The organism is Pseudoalteromonas phenolica, from assembly GCF_044788725.1.
GTDB lineage: Bacteria > Pseudomonadota > Gammaproteobacteria > Enterobacterales > Alteromonadaceae > Pseudoalteromonas > Pseudoalteromonas phenolica_C.
The window spans coordinates 1,743,500-1,765,362 of the sequence record NZ_CP173161.1 but is presented as its reverse complement, the minus strand read 5'-3'; the positions used below and the strand labels follow the sequence as shown (position 1 = coordinate 1,765,362).

The following is a 21,863-nucleotide window of genomic DNA, read 5'->3' as shown; positions in this document are numbered from 1 at the left end:
GACTAATCCTTAAAACTCAACCGATTTTTTAATCGCAGAGAACACTTTAAGTGCATCTGGTACATATTCTTTTTCAAGAGCCAGTGGATAAGGTGTATCTAAACCACACACTCGTAAGATCGGCGATTCTAAATGTAAGAAGCATTCTTGCTGAATAGTTGCAGCAATTTCGGCACCAAAACCATTGGTGATCGGTGCTTCGTGGCTGATGATCAAGCGACCCGTTTTAGTGACTGATTTAGCAATGGTTTCAACATCCCAGGGTAGAATGCTACGTAAATCAATAACCTCACAACTAATACCTGCTTCTTCTGCTTTTTCAGCAGCTTGCTCGATGATTTCCATCTGAGCACCCCAAGCAAGTAGTGTCACATCTGAGCCTTCTTTTACGACTTCAGCTTTACCTAGTTCAATTTCGTAATCTTCTTCAGGTACTTCACCAACTGAGGCACGATATAAACGTTTAGGTTCAAAGAAAATAACCGGGTTATCGTCTTTAATACATGCACGTAATAAACCTTTAGCTTGGTAAGGGTTACGAGGTACAACTAATTTCAAACCTGGTGTATGAGCAAAGTAAGCTTCTGGAGATTGAGAATGGTATAAACCACCGGCAATACCACCACCGTAAGGCGTTCGAATTGTTAAGTTACCCACATTGAATTCATTACCGCTGCGGTAACGGAATTTAGCAGATTCGTTCACAATCTGATCGAATGCAGGGAAGATATAATCAGCGAACTGAATTTCAGCCAGTGCCGGAGCGCCAAAAGCCGCTAAACCGTTTGCAAAACCAAGAATACCTTGTTCTGTCAGAGGTGTGTTGAATACACGGTGCTTACCGTATTTTTCTTGTAAACCTGATGTCGCACGGAACACACCGCCGAAATAACCCACATCTTCACCGAAGATACAGGCTTGCGGATGCTCTGCCATGGTAATATCTAGCGCCGAGTTAATGGCGTGTAGCATGTTCATTTTAGCCATTATTTGATTCTCCCTGCAGTAACTGGGTACGCTTCTGGATGTTGCTTGATATGTTCTTTTAATTCATCGTATTGTTTTTGAAGCGCAGGAATTGGCGTGTCGTATACATCAGAAACTAACTCTTCTAATGCTGGTTTTTGTACTTTCTCAGCAACCTTTAATGCAGCAAGAATTTCTTCACGGATCTTATCTTTTGCCGCTTCATCTTCTGCTTCGTTCAACCAGCCCTGCTTTAATAGCCAGTTTTTGAATCGCTCAATCGGGCAAGCCGCTCTGAATTCTGCTTCTTCATCTTTACTACGGTAGCCAGATGGATCATCTGATGTTGAGTGCGCACCTAAGCGATAAGCAATAGATTCAACTAGTACAGGCTCGCCCTGCTCTGCTGCAATCTTACGTGCAGCTTGCGTTGCGGCATAAACAGCCAGTGTGTCAGTACCATCAACACGAATAGTCTTAATACCATAACCGACACCGCGCGCAGCAATACCGTCGCCTTTAAATTGTTCATCTGCTGGCGTTGAAATCGCATAACCATTATTACGCGCAAAGAAAACAACCGGAGCCTTGTGCACAGCAGCCATATTTAACCCCGCGTGGAAGTCACCTTCAGATGCTGCACCTTCACCGAAATAACAAATCGTCACGTTATCGATTTCAGACGCTAGTTCACCCGTTGCAGCATCAATATGATTCAATTTTTGACCATATGCATAACCAGTCGCTTGCGGGATTTGCGTACCAAGCGGTGAAGAAATCGTCATATAATTAAGTTCGTTAGAGCCATAATGGATTGGCATCTGACGGCCTTTACCTAAATCAAGTTCATTTGAGAACATTTGATTCATAAAGTTATCTAGGCTAAAACCACGATAAGCAAGTGCTGCTTGCTCGCGATATTGGGCCATGATCATGTCATCATGTTTAAGCGCTGCAGCACTTGCAGTCACAGCAGCTTCTTCACCAAGACATTGCATGTAAAAACTAACACGACCTTGACGCTGTGCAGCCTGCATGCGTTCATCAAGTAAACGAATGAAGCGCATAGTGCTGTATATTTTTAATGCTGTTTCTTTGTCTAGCTCAGGTGCGGTTGCACCATCAAGGATCTCACCATTGTCACCGAGAATTTTTAAGGTGGGGATATTCAGTGCATGGCTATCAATAAATTCCAGCGCGTGGCTGATATTTAGAGATATGTTATTCGGGTTAATCATAACCTACCTTCTCTTGTTGTCATTATCCATTTGCATGCAAATAACTACTCAAAAGTATTTATTCGTTCGCTATGTTGTTTTATGAATAATCTGTGCGATTTATGCAATTGGTTTAAATTAAACCTATCGACACTTTACGTTAACGTAAAGTGTTATTCAACTGATCATAGATGAATAACACTTAATTTGCATAAATATTACTGGAAAGAAAAGAATACGCTATGTTATTAGCTTTTAATTCAATTACTTATATGAAGTTTTCATTAATTTGCATAGGTATAACGGTTAATAATGCACGTTGACCTAGCGCTACTTTAGCATTTGGGAAAATAATGGCTTCACCTTCAACTTCTGCAAAATACTGCTTTTCGCCGTCATTTGCTAACAACTCACCCTTTGCAAAGCCTGTGAAGTTCACTGCGCTGTCAGGGAAAGTAAAGCTAAATGCTTCTTGTGTTCTATTAATCGTTCGATACACTTCAAACAATTCAAAGTCTTCAGAATTAAACTTCTTATATTCAACCATTTCTTGGCTAATTAATGCAGTCAGAGTTTGCTTGGTTTTCTCAAAGCGCGCCATATCATTTTCACCAAAAGGCTTAACTTGACCCAGCTCTATGGTAAACGCATCTGCGCCAAATTCATTTGAAGAAAAATAACTGAATGTCGTTGCCGGTGCTGCCATCATTAATACGGTGTTAACGCCACAAGAAAGCAAGAACTGAAGTTGTGACTTCTTCCAAGGCTTGCCATTTAAAAACGGATAAACTGCAAATTTCTCGTTTTTTGAACCTCGAATAGCTGTGTGCAAATCATAGTGACAACGGTATCGACCAGTTTCAACTTCATTAAAAAAGTCAGACACATAAATTTCTAACTTTTTCGCTCTGTCTCTTTCAGCGTTTTGTACATCACCTTTACTATGTGAACCACTGAACAAACGGTTTAGGTTCTCTTCTACAAATCGCTCACCAATATTAATTGATTTTGGATTACCAAAAATAAACAGCACACGTTGCTTAAGTTCTAACTTGCCTAAGATAATGTTTTGGATCAGTTCATCACAAATTTCAATCGGTGCCGTTTCATTACCATGAACAGCACTTGATAAAACGATATCTTTTGTTGTTTTTACACTAGGTGTAAATTTAATAACGCCTGTATCAAGTACATCAACTTGCGTACCATTTGCTAGAACAAATGATGTCGGCTCTAAATGAAATTCGTTTTCGCGAGTTATCGATAAAAAGTCACCAGACTTTTTAAGTGTTTCAAGGTACATACTGTCCCCTTTTGTGAGAGTGTATAAATAAAAAAGCCATGCTTGAGCATGGCTTTTATAGAATAAATTGTTTAGCTAATTACTGAATCAACAAGCGCTTTGGCCTCTTGTTCAAGTAACGCTAAATGTGTTTCACCTTTGAAAGATTCAAGGTAAATTTTGTAAATATCTTCAGTGCCTGATGGGCGAGCTGCAAACCAGCCTGATTCAGTGACGACTTTTAAGCCACCAATGCCAGCTTTGTTACCTGGTGCTTCAGTAAGCTTTTCAACAATCTTGTCACCTGCTAGTGTATCTGCAGTGACATCTGCAGCACTAAGCGCTTTTAATTTTGCTTTTTGCGCTGCATTAGCGGGTGCATCAATACGTTTGTAAAGAGGCGCACCGAATTCGGCTTCAAGCTCTTTGTAACGTTCTGATGGTGTTTTACCGGTTACAGCTAATATTTCAGCTGCAAGTAGGCCTAAAATAAAGCCATCTTTGTCTGTATTCCAAACACTACCATCACGACGTAAGAATGACGCGCCGGCACTTTCTTCACCACCAAATGCAAGCCACTGCTCACTTAAACCTTTTACAAACCATTTGAAGCCTACTGGTACTTCAAACACCTCTTTATCAAGTGACTTAACCACTTTGTCGATCATTGCCGAAGACACTAATGTTTTACCCACTTTAATGTCTTTGGCCCAATCACGATGAGTAAGCAAATAATCAATCGCCACTGCTAAGAAATGATTTGGATTCATCAAACCATCTTTGGTTACTATGCCATGACGGTCATAGTCAGGATCGTTACCAATACCAATATCAAAGTCATCTTTTAACGCAATCAGGTTTGCCATCGCGTAAGGTGACGAACAATCCATACGGATCTTGCCATCTTTATCTAAAGGCATAAATGCAAAACGCGGATCAACTTCAGGATTTACAACGGTTAAATCCAGGCCGTACTTTTCTTTGATCACTGGCCAGAAATTAATACCAGAACCACCTAGCGGATCGATACCAATTTTTACACCTGCTTTTGCAATCGCGTCTAGATCAACAATATTAATTAAGTCATTAACATACGGTGTGATTAAATCTTCATACTTAATGAAACCTGATTGCTTAGCTTTAGCAAATGGAAATAACTCGACTTCAACTAAATCTTCTAGCAATAACTGATTAGCTCGGTCTTCAATCCACTTGGTGATATCAGTATCAGCTGGGCCCCCATTTGGTGGGTTATATTTAAAACCACCATCTTCAGGCGGGTTGTGTGAAGGTGTTACTACAATGCCATCGCTTAATTCATGTGGGAGGGCTTTGTTGTAGCAAACAACTGCATGGCTGATCACAGGTGTTGGTGTATAGTCATCATTTTCTTGTGTAATGACTTGTACTTCATTCGCTACTAACACTTCTATGGCAGAGTTAAAAGCTGCTTCAGATAATGCGTGTGTGTCTTTACCTAAAAATAACGGGCCAAAAATGTTATTTGCTTTTCGATAGTCACAAATAGCTTGCGTAATAGCCAGAATATGAGACTCATTAAACTTAACATTTAAAGAGCAGCCTCGATGGCCAGATGTACCGAATGCGACACAGTGCTCTGGGTTTTGCTCTAAGTCTGGCTCATTTAAATAATAAGCAGAAACAAGTTTAGGAATGTTAACTAGCGTATCAAGCTTTGCTGGTTTACCAGCACCTGGATGAATAGACATAATACGTCCTTATAAGTAATCTCGAATAGTTTCGGCATCTGACTCTGAGTAACCTAAACCTAAGGCTACTTCATGTAACATCATTTTCTTACGCGTTGTATTAGAGTTAGTCATGACCCAATATTCACTGTCTTCAATATTTTTAGGGTTCATACTACTGCCACTTTCTAATAAAGCTTCTTTACTTTTTGCAAAGTAAATTCTGTCTCGGCCTTTGATTTCTAGAACAGAGTCAAAGTTATCTTTATGTGTGCGGTGCAAGGCACTAAGTATAAACAAAAATCGCCCTACTACGCCTTTTTGCATAGCGAGTTCTTCTTTATTTAAAATATTAAAAACACTAGCAGCTTTAGTAGTCACTTTTGTGACAGTCGTTTCTTCTGCTTGCTCAGCTTGTTCTTCTTTTTTTTCAACGACATCATCTTCAGGTAATGCGTTGGGAGATAGTTTTAATAAACGACGAAGGATCTCAGAAGCACTTTCACCAATACTCTGTGTATTACTGGCGATATATTGATAAAGCTCGTCATCTATTTCTATTTTTTTCATGCTTTTCCTGTCATTACTGATTTTGGTGCATCTCGATGATTATATAATGAAATGCGTCAATACACTATGCCTTTGCATTTCGCGAATACACTGGCAAAATTACCGTATAATTTATCGGAGTGCAAAATGCTATTAAATTACAAACAAACAGGATCAGGTCCCGTTGTCGTGATCATGCATGGTCTGTTTGGTTCACTTGAAAACCTGAATATTATCTCTAGAACACTAAGCGAACATTTTACCGTCATAAATGTTGATTTAAGAAACCATGGCTCGTCGTTTCACGCTGAAGAAATGAATTACGCTGTTATGGCTCAAGATATCGTGGCGCTACTAGATCATCTTAAAATCGAGAAAGCACATATTATTGGTCATTCCATGGGTGGAAAAGTGGCCATGCAGGTCGCAATGCTAAATGAAGCTCTCGTTGATAAATTGATAGTACTTGATATTGCCCCGGTCACATATCACGCCCGTCACGATAAAATCATTCAAGCCCTCAATGCTGTACAAAACGAATCTATAAATAGCAGAAATGAAGCTGATGTAATTATGAAGTCATATATCGACGAAGTCGGTGTAAGACAGTTTCTTTTAAAAAGCTTGGCTAAAAGTGAAGACGGTTATCGTTGGAAGTTTAATTTATCAACAATTTCTGCACACTACTCTGAAATCATCTCTAATATTAATGAGACTCATTCTTGCCAATGTGCTACCTTATTTATCAAAGGTAATAACTCAGATTACATATTACCTGAACACCGTGAAGCAATTGTTTCTTTATTCCCAAATTCAAAAGCAAAAGTCATTCATGGTGCAGGTCATTGGCTACACGCTGAAAAACCAGAAGCAGTTAACCGCTCAATTATTGATTTTCTTCAATAATTGACGAGTTTTTCAAAAGCACTATTAAATTATGATGTTCGGTTATGGTATAGTAGCCGCCGTTTAAATATTAGTTAGAGCAAGTATGGCCAATCAATATATTCAGCAGTTTGAAACCATGGGACTGTATTTCGGTTTAGCTGGCATATTTTTCTTTATAGGAATGGCAATCAACGACGTTTTAAAGAAAGGTGATGTGCCAAAATTTGGTCGATATGTTGTTTGGCTTGTTTTGTTTTTGGGCTGTTCTGGTTTTATTGCTAAAGGACTTATACAAGTATTTTGGCAAGGCGCTGGCGTAGGATAAACATGGCCAAGTCTGAAACCGATCGTACAACAATCGATCTTTTTGAAAATGAGAAACGTCCTGGTCGACCGAAAACTAACCCTCTTCCACGTGAGGTGCAGTTAAAAGTCAATAAACGAAACCAGATCAAACGAGATAAAGCAAGAGGGTTAAAACGTGTTGAGTTCAAAGTGTCATCTGAACTCTATCAGGCGTTAAGCGATATGGCAGAAGCTCAAAATATGAGCCGAAGTGCACTTATCGAAACCATTTTGCAAGAAAAGTTAGCGAACAATAGATAGAAGGTAATGATTACATGGCAAGCGTAGGTATTTTTTTCGGTAGCGATACTGGTAACACTGAACACGTTGCTAAAATGATTCAAAAAGAGCTTGGTAAGAAGCTTGTTGATGTAAAAGACATCGCTAAAAGTAGTAAAGAAGAAATTGCTGAGTTTGATTTAATCCTATTTGGTATTCCAACTTGGTACTATGGTGAAGCGCAATGTGATTGGGATGACTTTTTCCCTGAATTAGAAGAAGTTGATTTTGAAGGTAAGCTTGTTGCTATCTTTGGTTGTGGTGACCAAGAAGACTATGCAGAGTACTTCCTTGACGCAATGGGCATGATTAACGATATCGTGACAGAGCGTGGCGCTATTGTTGTAGGTCATTGGTCTACTGAGGGGTATGATTTTGAAGCCTCTAAAGCGATGGCTGATGATAATCATTTTGTAGGTCTTGGCATCGACGAAGACCGTCAACCAGAATTAACAGAGCAACGTGTTAAAGCATGGTGTGCTCAAGTATTCGACGAAATGTGCCTAAGTGAACTTGTTGACTAATCAATAAATTTTGCACTTAGTCGCAATGCACGTTACCTTTAGTAATGAATGTCGTGCTCATTGCTAGAGTAAAATAGAATTAATAAAATTACTGAGACAGATAATGACTGATCATAACTTAGAGTTGAAGAAAGCAGGGTTAAAAGTTACTTTGCCACGTATTAAAATTTTAGAGATCTTACAGTCACCTGATAATCAACATATCAGTGCTGAAGATGTTTATAAAATTTTATTAGACAAAGGCGAAGAAATTGGCCTTGCGACCGTTTACCGAGTTTTAAACCAGTTTGATGATGCAGGTATTGTCAGTCGCCACCATTTTGAAGGCGGTAAATCTGTTTTTGAATTATCTGGTAGTACGCACCACGATCATCTAGTTTGTTTAAAATGCGGTAAAGTGGTTGAGTTTGAAGATGAGGTTATTGAAACTCGTCAAACTGAGATTGCAAATCAAAATGGCATTAAGCTGACTAACCACTCGTTATATTTATATGGTGAGTGTGAAGACTCGGATGCGTGTAAAAAGTATGCTGATGAAAATAGCTAATTTATTGTTATTAGCTATAATTCATAAAAAAGCCGACATTTGTCGGCTTTTTTTATGCTGTAATAATACAAATCTAATTATTCCAACCCTCTTAACTAAACGACCTATGCTAAGGCAGGGAAAACTTGTCAACGACAAGCCGAAAATTTTGCTATTTAGATGCTCTAAATAAGAGATTTTCAACATAGATTGAAAGTTGAGATTAAACTCAGCTGAATATGATTTTCTGTTAACCGTTTATTAGTGTTATTTAAGCTACCTGAATGTTCGAAAAAGCTGCAATTAAAAGCAAACAAACTAACAAAGCAAACGAAAGCCCAATCCACAGTTTTGCATATCGAGTTTGCTGACAAGCGTTGTAGTAACACTGCTTTGGGTTTTCAGGATCAATTAGAATAAAAGTTGCTTGTTGAGCTTTAAATGAGTTGTATAAATCAGGCCTGAAGGCAGTTTGACAACAAAAGCTCTCTTCGTTGTAAGTAAACTCCACTAGCAAACTTGATTCTGTTAAAACCTCTATTGGCCCCGCTTTGTGCTGTTTTACTTTAACTAGATTATCGACTTGTACTTGACGCCATATACGCTTTTTTAATTGCTTCTTCTGGCTTTGCCATGCAATCAAAGTTGCGAAAAACAACAGTGAAGCCGCCAACACACTCAACCAAATCATAACTGGGTCTTATAAACTAAATAAGCAGTTAATAGATCACTGAGCGCAGTACCCACCGATTTAAATAAGGTAATGTCGGTTTTAGCTCTGACTGTTTTCAACTGGTGCATTTCGCTAAGCTCAGCAATGATCTGTTCTTCTGAAAAAACACCTTCTGCAATAGGAATCAGGAGCTCCCCTGCTTCATTAAGTACGTTCTTTCTACTATCGACAAACACTTTTGAACGAACAACAGAAACTGAATCACACTCTCTAAACTGTCTATGATGGTTACCAATTAAGTCAATATGCACGCCATCTGATAGCCAATTACCATCAAACAAAGGGTTATGCGCCCCCGTGCCACAACTGATGATATCAGCCGAACTAATCGTTGCTTGATTTGACTCTCCTAGTAAAAATTCGACATCTGAATATTTCTCAGCAAGTAACGTTCGCAGACTTTCTGATTTGTCAGTGTTTCTGGCAATGATGGTTACTTTTTTAATATCACGCACACTCATATGGGCTTCAATCATATAACGCGATAAGTTACCCGAGCCAAAATACACCAAATGGGCACTATCTTGTCTTGATAGATATTGACTCGCTAGCGCAGACACTGCTGCCGTTCGCCAAAGCGTCACACTCGTCCCATCTACCAATGCCAATGGTTCACCATGAAGTCGGTCAAATAACATAATTTTCGAATATAAGCTTTTATATCCATGCTCTGCATTCGAAGGAAAATAAGTAAAAGATTTAACGCCGATAACGTCTTCATTCCATGCAGGTAAAACGGCAAAAGCATCATGATTTTCTTCAGAGTCTGATAATTCAAACACTTGTCTGGTTGGTGTGCCCGCAGGTTTTGAAAAGCCTACTCTCAGAGCATCAATAACCTTATCGAAGTTTAAGCTTGCATGAACTTGTTGCTCAGAAATTATTTTCATTTTTTTCCTTAATTAATCACAAATGTTTTAGGTGCATGGGTTAAGAATTCAAAACCACTTTCAGTGATAAGCACATCATCTTCAATTCTGATACCGCCAAAGTCAGGAATATAAACCCCAGGCTCAATAGTGATAATATTTCCTACTTCTAAGCGATAGTCAGTAACAGGGTTTATAAAAGGCACTTCATGTAATGCCAAACCAACGCCATGGCCAAGTCCTTTTCCTGCATATTGTGCGAACCCGGATTGAGCCAATACATCTAATGAAATCTGGTTTAGTTGCTGGCAATCAACGCCGGCTTTAAGGCTTTGCAAAGATTTTGATTGAGATGCCAGCACTGCGTCATACATCTGTTGTTGTTGCTTATTAGGCTCCCCATAAACGTATGTTCGAGTCATATCTGAACGGTAGCCATTTACAACAGCGCCAAAATCGACGAGCAGTAAATCACCATGATTGAGCTTTTTATCTCCCGGTTTGCCATGAGGCAATGCACTTCGCTCTGCAAACAATAAAATTGTGTCGAAACTAATACCGTCGGATCCAAGCTTTTTCATTTTGAAATCAAGCTCGGTCGCCAAATCTAATTCCGTTACACCTTTTGAAACTTGTGTTAATAAATCAGCAAGCGCTAAATCTGCAATGGCAGCGGCTTTCTTAATGGAAGCAATTTCAAAGTCATCTTTAACCATTCTGAGTTTTTCTATAGATCCATCAAACGCAGCCACATCAGTGTTAACCAGCTCGTTTGCGATTGATAACCACATACCATAATTAATGGCATTGCTTTCAAACCCAGTTTTTCCCGCCGGTAATAAACGCTTGATACAGGCGCCTAATGACTCTGAGTCTCTATCTCTACAAATAAGCGCACATCCAAAACTCTCAGATTTTGCTCGTTCAAAATAGCGATAATCCGTAATCAACCAAAGGCCTTCAGCTGAAACGATGAGATAAGCCGCATTACCACTGTAACCGGTCAAATAAAGAATGTTTTCGTAGTTAAACACCAACAAGTTATGTATGTCTTGTTCTTTTAAAACAGATAATAAACGTTGTTGACGTTGATGATATCTTGCTTGCATTTGAGTTATACCACTGTCAAATAATGGCAATAACATAACCCAAACCCTTATTGTATACAATATTCTTTTTATTTAACTTCCCATAAATGGCAAAGTATGCGAATTAAAGTTTGCTAAATTTGGAAAAATATCGACTAACTCAGAGTTGTCTAAACCGAACCATCGCGCCAAAGATGCAAAGTACTGCTCATTGGCAACTTGTGGGATCAACCTACCACCTCGGGTATCATTTGGTCCATCTAAGTGTTGTGTCATGAACGAACCGTATATTTCTCCGCCATTAACCGCACCACCCATAACGATTTGGTTGCCAGCCCAACCATGATCTGTACCATCACCATTCGACGTAAGTGTCCGGCCAAAATCACTCATTGTGAATAAGGTGACATCATCATTGGCATTGATAGATGAAATCGCCGCGTTAAATTCTGACAATGATTGAGACAATGCCCCTAATAATGCTGGATGGGTCGTGAGCTGATTATCATGTGTATCAAAACCGCCCATACTAACAAAATAAATTTGTCTCTTAGCATCAAGCGTTTGCCTAACTGATATAGATTTTGCCACAGTATGGAGTTGCTGAGATAGGCTAGTATCAGAGAAGAAAGTACTTAAGTCATCACTTGATTCAATAGCACTATTCATCGCCTCAGTATTGGTGATGGCTTTTTGCATTTTTGTTCCATACGCACTAGCTAAAGGATGGCTTGATTGCGCTAACACTCTGTTCATCAAGCTACGCACATGAGCGGCACGATTGCCATCCCCATTAATCGGGTTAATTCGACTAACACCACTTTGATGCAATGAGAATGGGGTTAAATTTACACTAGTTTGCCAAGGGTTGGTGCCCGCTAAAGAGATGTTATTCACAAATGAATTGCCCTGCTCTATACGCTCAAGTAATCTAGCGCCCCAACCGCTGTTTAAAGACACCTTTTCTCTGCCATGCATCCAAGTAGCTTGCTGGTCATTATGAGAAAATAAATGCTTAGGCAAAGGTACAGTCTCATTTTGATAATCCACTTTAGAGGTAGGCACAATCAAACTGCCGACACCAGAAACGAAGGCAAGATCTTGATTATCAAATAAGCTCTTAATCGGATCCATTGCAGGATGCAGACCTACTCCACCAGCAATATCTGTGACAGGTGAAAGCTGTAATGCGTCTGCCACAGCTAAATTTTGACGACTTGCTTCATATAAACTGCGCTGCTCACCTTCGATGGGCACAAGCATATTCAAAGAGTCATTACCACCATATAAAAATACACACACTAAGGCTTTGTGATCGTCAAAGCTATATGACAAAGATCCCTGAAATGCCTGCAATTGTAATTGCGTTAATGCTGCAACCGACGCCCCACCTTTCATGCAATAAGATAAAAATGTTCTTCTATTCATGATCTGCTCCTATTGCTGTAAAGAAAATTCAGGTGAGATTGAAATGAGGTAAACAAGATTAGAAATACGTTGATAACTGTCTCGGGTGGCGAAATATTCATCCATATCAATCAATGCTTGGCGCATTTCTTGTGACATATTACCTGCGAAAAATAGCAAATCGTATTTATCTAAAACTGCATTCAGGCCATTCATACTAATTAAGTCGTGGTCTGCTTGCATATATAAATAAAGGCTGTTTTCATTTAATTCATCGTGACGTTCAGCCACACGCCAAACGAGATCTGCATAGTGCGTGTTAATGATACCAATTAAAGCAGCGTCATTAGCGATTTGCAGTTCGGGTGCAACAAATTCGGTGCTTGCCAGTTCCCCTGGTTGAAAATCTGGTCTAAAGAAGTTGAAAACCGACGGCGATTGCAAAGGGCCCTGACCATAAGTTGAGGGTAAATTCCAAGTATAATAACGGTTGTTGAGGGTTTTAGCGTTAAACACACGCCAAAACTGTACTGTTTTCAATAAAGGTTCTTTTATTTTACCAAAATGGGCAAGCGGCGTACCAAGACCTCTTGCCTCATTGTCCAAATAAATAGCTTTAATTGTCGCCGCTAAATCTCCTCTTACTCCCTCACCGTTATCATTGAACACCGTTGCGACCCGCTCTACGTAACCTGGGCTTGGATTAGAAGTAATTAATCGTTGTATTAGCTGTCTTGAAATAAATGGTGCGACATTATCGTGATTAAACAAATTATCTAATGCTATTTCTAGACTTTGCTCCGAACTGGTATTTGCAGGAATAACCTCACCATTAAGCAATATTTTTTCAGCGCTCGAGTGATAGTCTTCAAAAGCTTGCATTGGCAAAGTGTAGTTTCTGCTTGGTCTATTCCATCTTGCACTGTAAGCGAATGTCCAACCCGTAAAGACTTTTGCAAATCCTTCAATTTCACTTTGGCCGTATGTTGGTATGATTTCACCATTTTCATTTAACTTATTCGTACCGTTTAGATTTAATTCATTCAGACCTATTGTAAACAGCTGCATGACTTCACGCGCATAATTCTCATCAGGTCGAATATTGCGTTCAGGATCTGCCTTTTCATTACCTAGGTGGCTTAGGTAAACGCCCATCACTGGTGATAAAGTTACCTGCTCTAGTAAGTCTCTATAATTTCCGAAAGCATGCTCAAGTAAAATATCATAATAAGCTGCCATACCTTCAGGCTCGCCACTAAGGGATGTGTTTAGATCGGATACAACAAAGATTTCACTAAGAGCAAAAGCAACACGCTGCCTTAACTGGTCTTGTGCGTTGATGCTTGCTTTCCACCAAGCATCAATACGATTGATTTGGTTTGGCTCATCACGGTCAGGGTAATTCTCGACAAGAGGACTGTGATAAGTAATAGGTAGATTTATTTGTTCATCTAGCCATTGTTGGTAACTTTTTCCATCGGCTAATAAAATTTCATTGTAAGTAGGTCCAAGGCTCGCTTGTTGAAGTAACCTTGATGCCTGAATTTCACTCATGGCTTTTAGCACAGAAAACTTAATCTCATCTTGAGATGAGAGACCCACTTCATTCGTCACTGTAACGACAAAATGATAATGTTCATCGAGGGCTGTTTGGTTACTGAGGGTTTCAAATTCAATATTAAGTGGATCTGAAATATCAATTAGTGGACCTGATAATTGCTGCCACTCGACCGTACTTGTTTGCATATCTTGTTCAGCAAGCTCAATTCTAAAACGAATTGTGTCGCCTTGCTTGAAACTATCTGATTCAATTTTTGTTGAGAACTGGGGTGGCTGTGCGTTAGCAGAATCATCACCTGAACCAGAATCATCACCTGAACCAGAATCATCACCTGAGCCAGAATCATCGCCTGAGCCAGAATCATCGCCTGAACCAGAATCATCGCCTGAACCAGAATCATCACCTGAACCTGAGTCACCACCTGAACCTGAGTCACCACCTGAACCTGAGTCACCACCTGAACCTGAGTCATTACCCGAGCCAGTATCATCTCCAGATTCAGATATAACTGGATTTGAGTTTTGCTCAACAGGGTCTGAACCGCCACCACATCCTGTTAATAAAACAGCAAGGAGCAGTAAATAAGCATGCTTATTCATCATTTTATTCTTTCCAATATGCTCAACAAAACTACTTTAGTACCAAACAAGAAAACATGAAATACGAACATTTAACTAAAAGCTGATATAATTTCACTATTCCTTTGTTAGATTTGAAAGTAATTTGCTCTTTAAATGGTAAAATCCACTAATAAGTACATTCGCTAGAGATTATTTTGAATACATCTACCTACATTCCGCAGAATTTCATCGATGATGTAAAAACCTACTTACCTGACAACTTAAGTATTGAATCGTTTATTGATTATTGCCAAAAACCGCTTAGACGCTCAGTTAGAGTCAATACATTTAAGATGACAGTCACTGAATTTAAACAGTATTGCTCAGCGAATAATTGGAAAATAGAAGCTGTTCCATGGTGTGATACTGGTTTTTGGCTTGAGCGAAGTGCTGAAGAGGAAGAGGCCCTTCCTCTGGGCAGCACTGATGTTCATTTGAGTGGTGGTATTTATGTACAAGAAGCCAGCTCAATGTTGCCACCTATGGCACTTGAATCAAGTTTAAAAGAAGACGACATAGTCCTAGATATGGCTGCTGCCCCCGGGTCAAAAACATCTCAAATAGCTGCAATGATGAATAACCAAGGCATTCTCGTTGCAAATGAGCTTTCATCTTCACGACTAAAAGTACTTGCTGCCAATATGAAGCGCATGGGCGTGCATAACTGTGCATTGTCTCATTTTGACGGAGCTGTCTTTGGCGATTATATGTTTGAGTGTTTTGATAACATTCAGCTTGATGCACCTTGTTCTGGTGAAGGCACAGTCAGAAAAGACGCTGATGCTTTAAAAAATTGGTCTATTGAGTCAAATATTGATATTGCCAATGTACAAAAACAACTTATCAAGAGCGCATTCTTTGCACTGAAACCCGGTGGCTCTTTAATTTACTCAACCTGTACACTCACGCCAGTTGAAAACCAAGCGGTTTGTCAGTATCTGCTTGAGCAATTTGGCGACAGTGTTGAAATCGAGCCATTAAATGCACTTTTTGAAAATGCAGACAAAGCCTGTACTCCAGAAGGCTATTTGCATGTATGGCCTCAGATTTTTGACAGTGAAGGCTTTTTCATCGCTAAATTTAAAAAATTAAAATCGTTTGATAACCCGAATTTAAAAACCAAAAAAGGCGCTTTCCCGTTTTCATCTGCTGATAAAAAGTTAACGCAAACCTTCATGTCAGCAATCAAAAAACAATTCGGGATTAAATCACTACCGGGAGAGCTGACAATTCGAGACAAAGAGCTCTGGCTTTTTCCTGAACGATTCTCTGAAATTGAAAATAAGATCAAATATTCTCGTATCGGGATCAAGTTAGGCACAACCCATAAAAATGGCGTGCGGCTTGAACATGAATTTGCAACAGCACTTGGTAAACTTGCAGAAAATAACACCTATGTACTTACCCAATCACAAGCTGCAGATTATTATCAAGGCAAAGATATTCGACTTGAAACAGTTACCAACAACACTGGTGAGGTTATTTTAACCCTTTGTGGCTCACCAATAGGCTTAGGGAAATGGCAGAAAAATAAAATCAAAAACTCGTTACCTAGAGATTTGGTTATGAATAATCGAGTTATTGAATGGTCGCGCTAGCAGTCGAAATAAGTTTTTAGACTAATTTCTTATAAGCATATATACCACTGATAATTATAGATTTTATTTTATGTTGTTTATTTGTAGTTTTTGTTAAGAGTTAACTACAATTAAATTACTTTCTTACTTCTCCCTGATTGTTAGAAAGGTGTTTTAAGTTAACGCATTGGCTCAAATGAGCCGTCCCCTAAGCCCAGAGTAACCTGTACTCTGGGTCTTTTTTTGCATTAAATATGCGAATAAAGCAATTCAATACTTAGATTACATCGCACTTTGACGACAGATCGGACGTAAGAAGCGTTGAATCGCATTCAAGCCAACAGAGGTTGAACGTACGTCTGTTGAAGATGGAAAAGGACCACCATGGTTCATTGATGCACAAACTTCAACGCCAGTAGGCATTTGATTCTCGATTAAGCGCCCTACTTTGTACTGTAGATCTTCACTTAGATCAGACGCAGACGCTAAATCACTGCCCGTGCCATGAATTGATGCTGTTAACTGACCTTCTAAAGCATCAACTAAGGTTTCTAGCTGTGCCATAGAGTCATAGGTCACCAACATAGCAGCTGGACCAAACACTTCTTCATGTAATGCTGGTGTATTCAAGTAGGTGTCGATATCTGTTTTAAAGATATGTGCATTAGCATGATACTCTTCAGATAATTCTGCCATTGCCAAAAGCTCTACACCCTCGATATCTGAGCGCTCGACCATGGCTTGTTTGAAACCATTCAGAATATTTGGGGATAATAAAGTATCAGAGCTGCTTGCAGCCACTGTTTTCTTAACACTTTCTATTAGCGCATCAGAGTTATTTGGCACTAACCAAAGACCTGGGCTAGTACAAAACTGGCCATTGCCCATCAACATTGAATTACATAAATTCGCACCAAGCTCTTCGCCATTTTGTTCTGCCATTTCTGGTAACACAAACTGCGGGTTAATACTGCCTAATTCACCATAGAATGGAATAGCTTCTTTACGTGTATTAATCGTCTCGATTAATTTACTCGCGACAGACATGGAACCCGTGAAGCCGACAGCTTTAACTGGCTCTGCTGCAACAAGTGCATGTGCCATGTCGTATTTCTTCGCTTGGATCATTGAGAATACACCTTTCGGCATATCACACTTTTCAATCGCTTTTTCAATAGCTCGGGTCATTAACTCGCTGGTTGCTGGGTGCGCAGTATGGCTCTTCATTACAACAGGGCAACCTGCAGCAAGCGCCGATGCCGTATCACCACCAAGCGTAGAGAACGCATAAGGGAAGTTTGACGCACCAAAAACAGCCACCACACCAACAGGAATAAAATCAAGTTGGGTACGAGGCTTCGCAAGAGGAGCGCGTTCAGGCTCTGCTTCGTCTAATACACTTAGGTTCACAATGCCGTTTTGGCTTTGCTCTAAATCTTGTGCAAAAGCACGTAACTGATTCATAGTACGGCCGCGCTCGCCTTGTAAACGGGCAAACGGCAAGTTTGTCTCTTCGTGAGTCACTTCAAGCAGTTGATCACCTAGGGCTTCTATTTCATCTGCAATAGCATGTAAAAATGTTGCACGCTCAATAAAAGAAGTCTTTCTATAAACTTTAAATGCTTTTTCAGCTTCATTGATCGCTGTTGCAAGCATGTCTTGGCTTGCTTCGAAAAACTGAGTATCGATTGGCTCATGGCGCTTTGGTGAAAAGGCATTAAATACTGATGCGTCCGCATCCTTTAACCATTCACCTGCGATAAAACTTGCACCGCTAATTTCCATCTTTTTCTCCTCAATGAAAAAACCAGCTACTAATTGCTGGTTTTAGTCTAGTTTAAATTTGTTATACAACTTGAAAGCCAAAAGCATACGGGTCACTATCATCCACGCTAATGTTGCTAGTGCCCGTTACTTTCGACCATCCTTTGATACTTGGTAGAATTGCTGTTTTTCCCGCTACTTCAGTAACACCTTCAATGCACCCTACGAACTGGCTTCCGATATAACTTTCGTGTACAAAATCTTCGCCTGGCTGTAATTTACCTTTGGCAAATAGCTGCGCCATTCTCGCGCTGGTGCCAGTGCCACAAGGCGATCTGTCTATGGCTTTATCACCATAGAAAACCGCATTGGCTGCACTTGATTCTGCGTGCTTTGGCTTGCCAGTCCAAAGAAGATGCGACGCGCCTTTTACGGTTGGATCTTCAGGGTGCACACACTCAAGCAACTCATTGATTGCTTTTCGAACAAGCGGGCTATATTTAAGAATTTCTGCGGCAGACCAATTTTCAATACCCGGGAAGTTTTCCTGTGGCTCGACAATAATGTAGTAGTTACCACCATAAGAAATGTCTACCGTTAACTTGCCAAGCTCTGGCACATCAACTTCAATATTTTCATAGGCTAAGAAAGCTGGCACATTGAATATTTTTACCCATTCAACTTTTCCATCAACCATAGAGTATTCAGCATTTACACGCCCTGCTGGCGTATCTAGCTTTAATTTACCGGGTACTTTTGGATGCATTTGTGCGTTTTCAAGTGCAAACGTTACTGTGCCAATGGTGCCGTGACCACACATAGGTAAACAGCCTGATGTTTCAACAAATAAAATAGCCGCATCGCCATCATCGGTTGTTGGTGGATAAATAAATGAACCTGACATCATATCGTGCCCGCGCGGTTCAAACATCAGTGATTGACGGATCCAATCAAACTCGGCAAGAAAGTGCTGACGTTTTTCACTCATTGTTTCACCCTTAAGGTAAGGGTGACCGCTAGTGATTAAGCGTACTGGGTTGCCGCAAGTGTGGCCATCGATACAAGAAAATGTCCCTTTACGCATATTAATAACCCTGCTTGGCTAAGCTAAGAACCGTATTCGTGTTCACAGCATTTTGGAGTTGATTCATAAAACTTTCATTTAATTGCGGAGCAACTACTGAATACTGAACTTGGCAATTAATGTTCATTGTCTTTCCTCTTTACCTTTTATGGTTTACATCCTACGCATATTGTATACAATGTTCAATATTCCACTGTGTATTTTTCTTTAAAAGTTTTTATCGGTCTGAAGACATATTCACGTTTATAAGATTAAACAACTGAAAGTATTAATAAAACTCACAGTTTGAAGACGAACTAAATTTTCTATACAAACTAAAAAATAGAGACATGCAATATCTTGAAATTAGGCTTTCAAGGTATTTTGGAGACAATAGATGCAAGAGAAGCAACATATTGCTGTTATCGGCGCTGGGATCATTGGGCTTTGCAATGCGAAAAGTCTGACTGATGCTGGCTTTTCAGTCACATTATTTGATGAACACGGTATTGCAGAAAAATGCTCTAAAGGTAACGCCGGTCACTTTGCTACTGAACAAGTTTTCCCACTCGCACAAGCGAGTTTATTACCAAAACTTCCTAGTATGTTGTTAAATCCAAAAGGCGCTTTAAGAATAGATTGGTTATATCTATTCAAAGCCTTACCTTGGTTCACTCGTTTCTTAATCAATATGTCTAATTCAAAATTTAGTGCGCATACCAAGGCACTTAGGCAATTAAACGAAGCCTCACTACCTGCCTATAAAACTTTATTAGGCGAAGAGAACTTCAAAAAGTTGATCCATGTAGATGGCAGCCTACTCAGCTTTGAACATGAAGATTTCAAACTGGCTGCGGCTATGGCTGAATCATTCCGAGCTAATGGCGTTGCAGTTAAACACTTAAAAGGTGATGAGGTTTTTGAACTAGAGCCAAGTCTAAGCGAAAACATTAAGCAAGCTTTATATTTTACTGAGGTTGGCCACAGCGTTGACCCATATGACTTATGCCAGGCCATTTATAAAATGTCAGAGGCTCAGGGCTTAGTATTTAAAAAAGATAAAGTTACACGAATCATCCCAAACAATAATGGGGTGATGATCGAGCTTTCATCAGGCGCCAAACATCAGTTTGCAAAAGTCGTAGTTTCGACTGGCGCTTGGAGTAAACCTTTAGCAAAACAACTTGGCTTTAAAGTACCGATAGATACCGAGCGTGGTTACCACGCCATGATTGATAATTCGACTAGCTTGCAACGTCCTGTTGCCTCAGCCGATAGACAATTTATTATTACCCCCATGAAGCAGGGACTTAGACTAGCTGGGACTGTAGAGTTTGCAGGACTAGAAGCCACTGAAAAAATGACAAGAGCAACCATGCTTTTAGATCACGCTAAAGCGCTTGTCAACGGTATCGATAAACAAACTGTTAAAACCACGTGGATGGGTCATCGCCCTTCTCTTCCTGATTCATTGCCTGTATTAAATACAGCACCCAATAATAACAATATTGTATTTGCTTTTGGTCATCAACATTTAGGTCTGACCCAAGCGGCAATTACAGCACAAATTGTCTCACAACTTTGCTTAGGTGAGAAAACTAGCATAGATTTAACCCCTTACAGAATAGACAGATTCTAGGAGCAAAATATGAAGCCATTAGGCGTTGGTACGAAAACCAAACAAGAAGCTTTAGAGTCATTACAAAATATGACTCATGACTTAAAGCCAATTAGCATCGAAGAATACCAGCAGCGTATTGAAAAAGCGCAGCGCTATATGCAAGACAACGATATTGCAGCTTTATATTTGAATGCAGGAACTAATTTAAAATACTTCACCGGTATGCAGTGGTATGCCAGTGAGCGCATGGTTGGTGCTATTTTACCAGCAAAAGGCGACGTTCAATTCATTGCGCCTTATTTCGAAATTGGCACACTATTGGACTACCAGGTCGTTGAAGGTCCAATTCACGGCTGGCAAGAAGAGCAGAGCCCTTACCAATTATTCTTAAACGTGCTTGAACAGCATGGCATTGACTCAGATGCAAAAGTTGCCATTGATGAAAGCGCGGCGTTTTTCATTTTTGATGGCATTCGCAACCTTGCTCCTTCTCTCAACCTAATTAACGGTAAAGAAATCACTGCATATTGTCGTATGCATAAATCAGACAACGAATTAAAGCTTATTCAACGTGCTATGGACATGACTTTAGAAGTACATAAAGCAACGGCGAGCATGTTGCATGAAGGGATCACCACAACAGAAGTTGAAGCCTTCATCAACGAAGCCCATAAAAAAGTGGGCGCACCATCAGGAAACTACTTCGTCATAGTACTCTTTGGTAAAGCAAGTTCATTTCCTCATGGTGTAAAAGACCCACAAACCTTGAAAGAAGGCGATGTGGTTCTGATCGATACTGGCTGTAAAGTACATGATTACCTCTCGGATATTACACGCACATTTGTATTTGGTGAGGCAACAGAGCGCCAAAGAAGTATGTGGCAACATGAGAAGAATGCTCAAGCTGCTGCATTCGAAGCGGCACAAATTGGTAATACATGTGGCGATGTAGATAAAGCGGCAAGAGATTATTTAGCGTCAGTTGATCTTGGTCCTGATTATCAAACACCAGGATGTCCTCACAGAACAGGCCACGGTATCGGCTTAGATATTCATGAATGGCCTTATCTTGTGAAGAATAACCCACAACTATTAGCCCCAGGCATGTGTTTTAGTAACGAGCCTATGCTAGTGATCCCTGATGAGTTTGGGATTCGCCTTGAAGATCATTTCTATATGACAGAAAACGGCCCTAAATGGTTTACAGAGCCAAGTCATAGCATTGATGATCCATTTGGATTAGGAAAATAGCAAAAGTTATAAAAGCATTTTAGA

20 protein-coding genes are annotated in these 21,863 nt (G+C 39.9%); 8 read left to right on the top strand and 12 right to left on the bottom strand.

Annotated elements, in window-relative coordinates:
* Nucleotides 1–9: 9 nt before the first annotated feature.
* From ACH784_RS08105 to seqA, 5 genes are all read right to left on the bottom strand, one after another.
* A complete protein-coding gene (locus ACH784_RS08105) occupies nt 10–987 on the bottom strand; it encodes a transketolase C-terminal domain-containing protein (RefSeq protein ID WP_404394894.1) in 978 nt (325 codons plus the stop codon).
* Nucleotides 987–2,204, bottom strand: coding sequence for a thiamine pyrophosphate-dependent dehydrogenase E1 component subunit alpha (locus ACH784_RS08100; RefSeq protein ID WP_404394892.1), 1,218 nt, complete (start codon nt 2,202–2,204; stop codon nt 987–989). Before ACH784_RS08100 ends, ACH784_RS08105 begins: the two co-directional genes overlap by 1 nt.
* A gap of 247 nt (nt 2,205–2,451) precedes the next feature.
* Nucleotides 2,452–3,486 carry a succinylglutamate desuccinylase gene (gene astE / locus ACH784_RS08095; protein ID WP_404394890.1) on the bottom strand — a complete coding sequence of 345 codons (1,035 nt, stop codon included), beginning with the start codon at nt 3,484–3,486 and terminating at the stop codon, nt 2,452–2,454.
* 71 nt (nt 3,487–3,557) lie between these two features.
* Nucleotides 3,558–5,195 (bottom strand): phosphoglucomutase (alpha-D-glucose-1,6-bisphosphate-dependent), encoded by a 1,638-nt coding sequence (gene pgm, locus ACH784_RS08090; protein WP_404394888.1) that lies wholly within the window; start codon nt 5,193–5,195, stop codon nt 3,558–3,560.
* 9 nt (nt 5,196–5,204) lie between these two features.
* A complete protein-coding gene (gene seqA / locus ACH784_RS08085; RefSeq protein ID WP_404394886.1) occupies nt 5,205–5,744 on the bottom strand; it encodes a replication initiation negative regulator SeqA in 540 nt (179 codons plus the stop codon).
* Between the two features lie 126 nt (nt 5,745–5,870).
* Here seqA and ACH784_RS08080 point away from each other — a divergent pair, with 126 nt between their 5' ends.
* The 5 genes from ACH784_RS08080 (at nt 5,871) to fur (ending at nt 8,306) form a co-directional block, all read left to right on the top strand.
* Nucleotides 5,871–6,629 carry an alpha/beta fold hydrolase gene (locus ACH784_RS08080; protein ID WP_404394884.1) on the top strand — a complete coding sequence of 253 codons (759 nt, stop codon included), beginning with the start codon at nt 5,871–5,873 and terminating at the stop codon, nt 6,627–6,629.
* A gap of 85 nt (nt 6,630–6,714) precedes the next feature.
* Nucleotides 6,715–6,936, top strand: a complete 222-nt coding sequence (locus ACH784_RS08075) for a DUF2788 domain-containing protein (RefSeq protein WP_404394882.1) — start codon at nt 6,715–6,717, stop codon at nt 6,934–6,936.
* Nucleotides 6,937–6,938: 2 nt separating this feature from the next.
* Entirely contained in the window at nt 6,939–7,217 is a 279-nt protein-coding gene (gene ybfE / locus ACH784_RS08070) for a LexA regulated protein (RefSeq protein ID WP_404394880.1), read from the top strand.
* 14 nt (nt 7,218–7,231) lie between these two features.
* Entirely contained in the window at nt 7,232–7,759 is a 528-nt protein-coding gene (fldA, locus tag ACH784_RS08065) for a flavodoxin FldA (RefSeq protein WP_058029914.1), read from the top strand.
* Between the two features lie 103 nt (nt 7,760–7,862).
* Nucleotides 7,863–8,306, top strand: coding sequence for a ferric iron uptake transcriptional regulator (gene fur / locus ACH784_RS08060; protein ID WP_404394878.1), 444 nt, complete (start codon nt 7,863–7,865; stop codon nt 8,304–8,306).
* A gap of 250 nt (nt 8,307–8,556) precedes the next feature.
* Here the strand turns inward: fur and ACH784_RS08055 are convergent, their stop codons facing one another.
* From ACH784_RS08055 to ACH784_RS08035, 5 genes are read right to left on the bottom strand one after another with little or no spacing between them, the layout of a single operon-like run.
* Complete coding sequence (locus tag ACH784_RS08055; RefSeq protein ID WP_404394876.1) at nt 8,557–8,976, bottom strand: hypothetical protein; 420 nt, start codon at nt 8,974–8,976, stop codon at nt 8,557–8,559.
* Nucleotides 8,973–9,908 carry an ornithine cyclodeaminase family protein gene (locus ACH784_RS08050; RefSeq protein WP_404394874.1) on the bottom strand — a complete coding sequence of 312 codons (936 nt, stop codon included), beginning with the start codon at nt 9,906–9,908 and terminating at the stop codon, nt 8,973–8,975. Before ACH784_RS08050 ends, ACH784_RS08055 begins: the two co-directional genes overlap by 4 nt.
* 8 nt (nt 9,909–9,916) lie before the next feature.
* Nucleotides 9,917–11,032 (bottom strand): M24 family metallopeptidase, encoded by a 1,116-nt coding sequence (locus ACH784_RS08045; RefSeq protein WP_404394872.1) that lies wholly within the window; start codon nt 11,030–11,032, stop codon nt 9,917–9,919.
* 36 nt (nt 11,033–11,068) lie between these two features.
* A complete protein-coding gene (locus ACH784_RS08040; RefSeq protein WP_404394870.1) occupies nt 11,069–12,403 on the bottom strand; it encodes a DUF1501 domain-containing protein in 1,335 nt (444 codons plus the stop codon).
* A gap of 9 nt (nt 12,404–12,412) precedes the next feature.
* Nucleotides 12,413–14,542, bottom strand: coding sequence for a DUF1800 family protein (locus ACH784_RS08035; protein WP_404395226.1), 2,130 nt, complete (start codon nt 14,540–14,542; stop codon nt 12,413–12,415).
* A gap of 176 nt (nt 14,543–14,718) precedes the next feature.
* Between ACH784_RS08035 and rsmF the strand changes: the two genes are divergently transcribed.
* Nucleotides 14,719–16,161: a 16S rRNA (cytosine(1407)-C(5))-methyltransferase RsmF gene (rsmF, locus tag ACH784_RS08030; RefSeq protein ID WP_404394868.1), complete on the top strand. Its 1,443-nt coding sequence runs from the start codon at nt 14,719–14,721 to the stop codon at nt 16,159–16,161.
* Between the two features lie 261 nt (nt 16,162–16,422).
* On the opposite strand, the gene ACH784_RS08025 is transcribed toward rsmF, so the two are convergent.
* Complete coding sequence (locus ACH784_RS08025) at nt 16,423–17,925, bottom strand: aldehyde dehydrogenase (NADP(+)) (RefSeq protein ID WP_404394866.1); 1,503 nt, start codon at nt 17,923–17,925, stop codon at nt 16,423–16,425.
* A gap of 61 nt (nt 17,926–17,986) precedes the next feature.
* Nucleotides 17,987–18,988: a 4-hydroxyproline epimerase gene (locus ACH784_RS08020; protein WP_404394864.1), complete on the bottom strand. Its 1,002-nt coding sequence runs from the start codon at nt 18,986–18,988 to the stop codon at nt 17,987–17,989.
* Nucleotides 18,989–19,364: 376 nt separating this feature from the next.
* Here ACH784_RS08020 and ACH784_RS08015 point away from each other — a divergent pair, with 376 nt between their 5' ends.
* Both ACH784_RS08015 and ACH784_RS08010 read left to right on the top strand, forming a co-directional pair.
* Entirely contained in the window at nt 19,365–20,606 is a 1,242-nt protein-coding gene (locus ACH784_RS08015) for an NAD(P)/FAD-dependent oxidoreductase (protein ID WP_404394862.1), read from the top strand.
* Between the two features lie 9 nt (nt 20,607–20,615).
* Nucleotides 20,616–21,839, top strand: a complete 1,224-nt coding sequence (locus tag ACH784_RS08010; protein WP_404394861.1) for a M24 family metallopeptidase — start codon at nt 20,616–20,618, stop codon at nt 21,837–21,839.
* Nucleotides 21,840–21,863 lie beyond the last annotated feature (24 nt).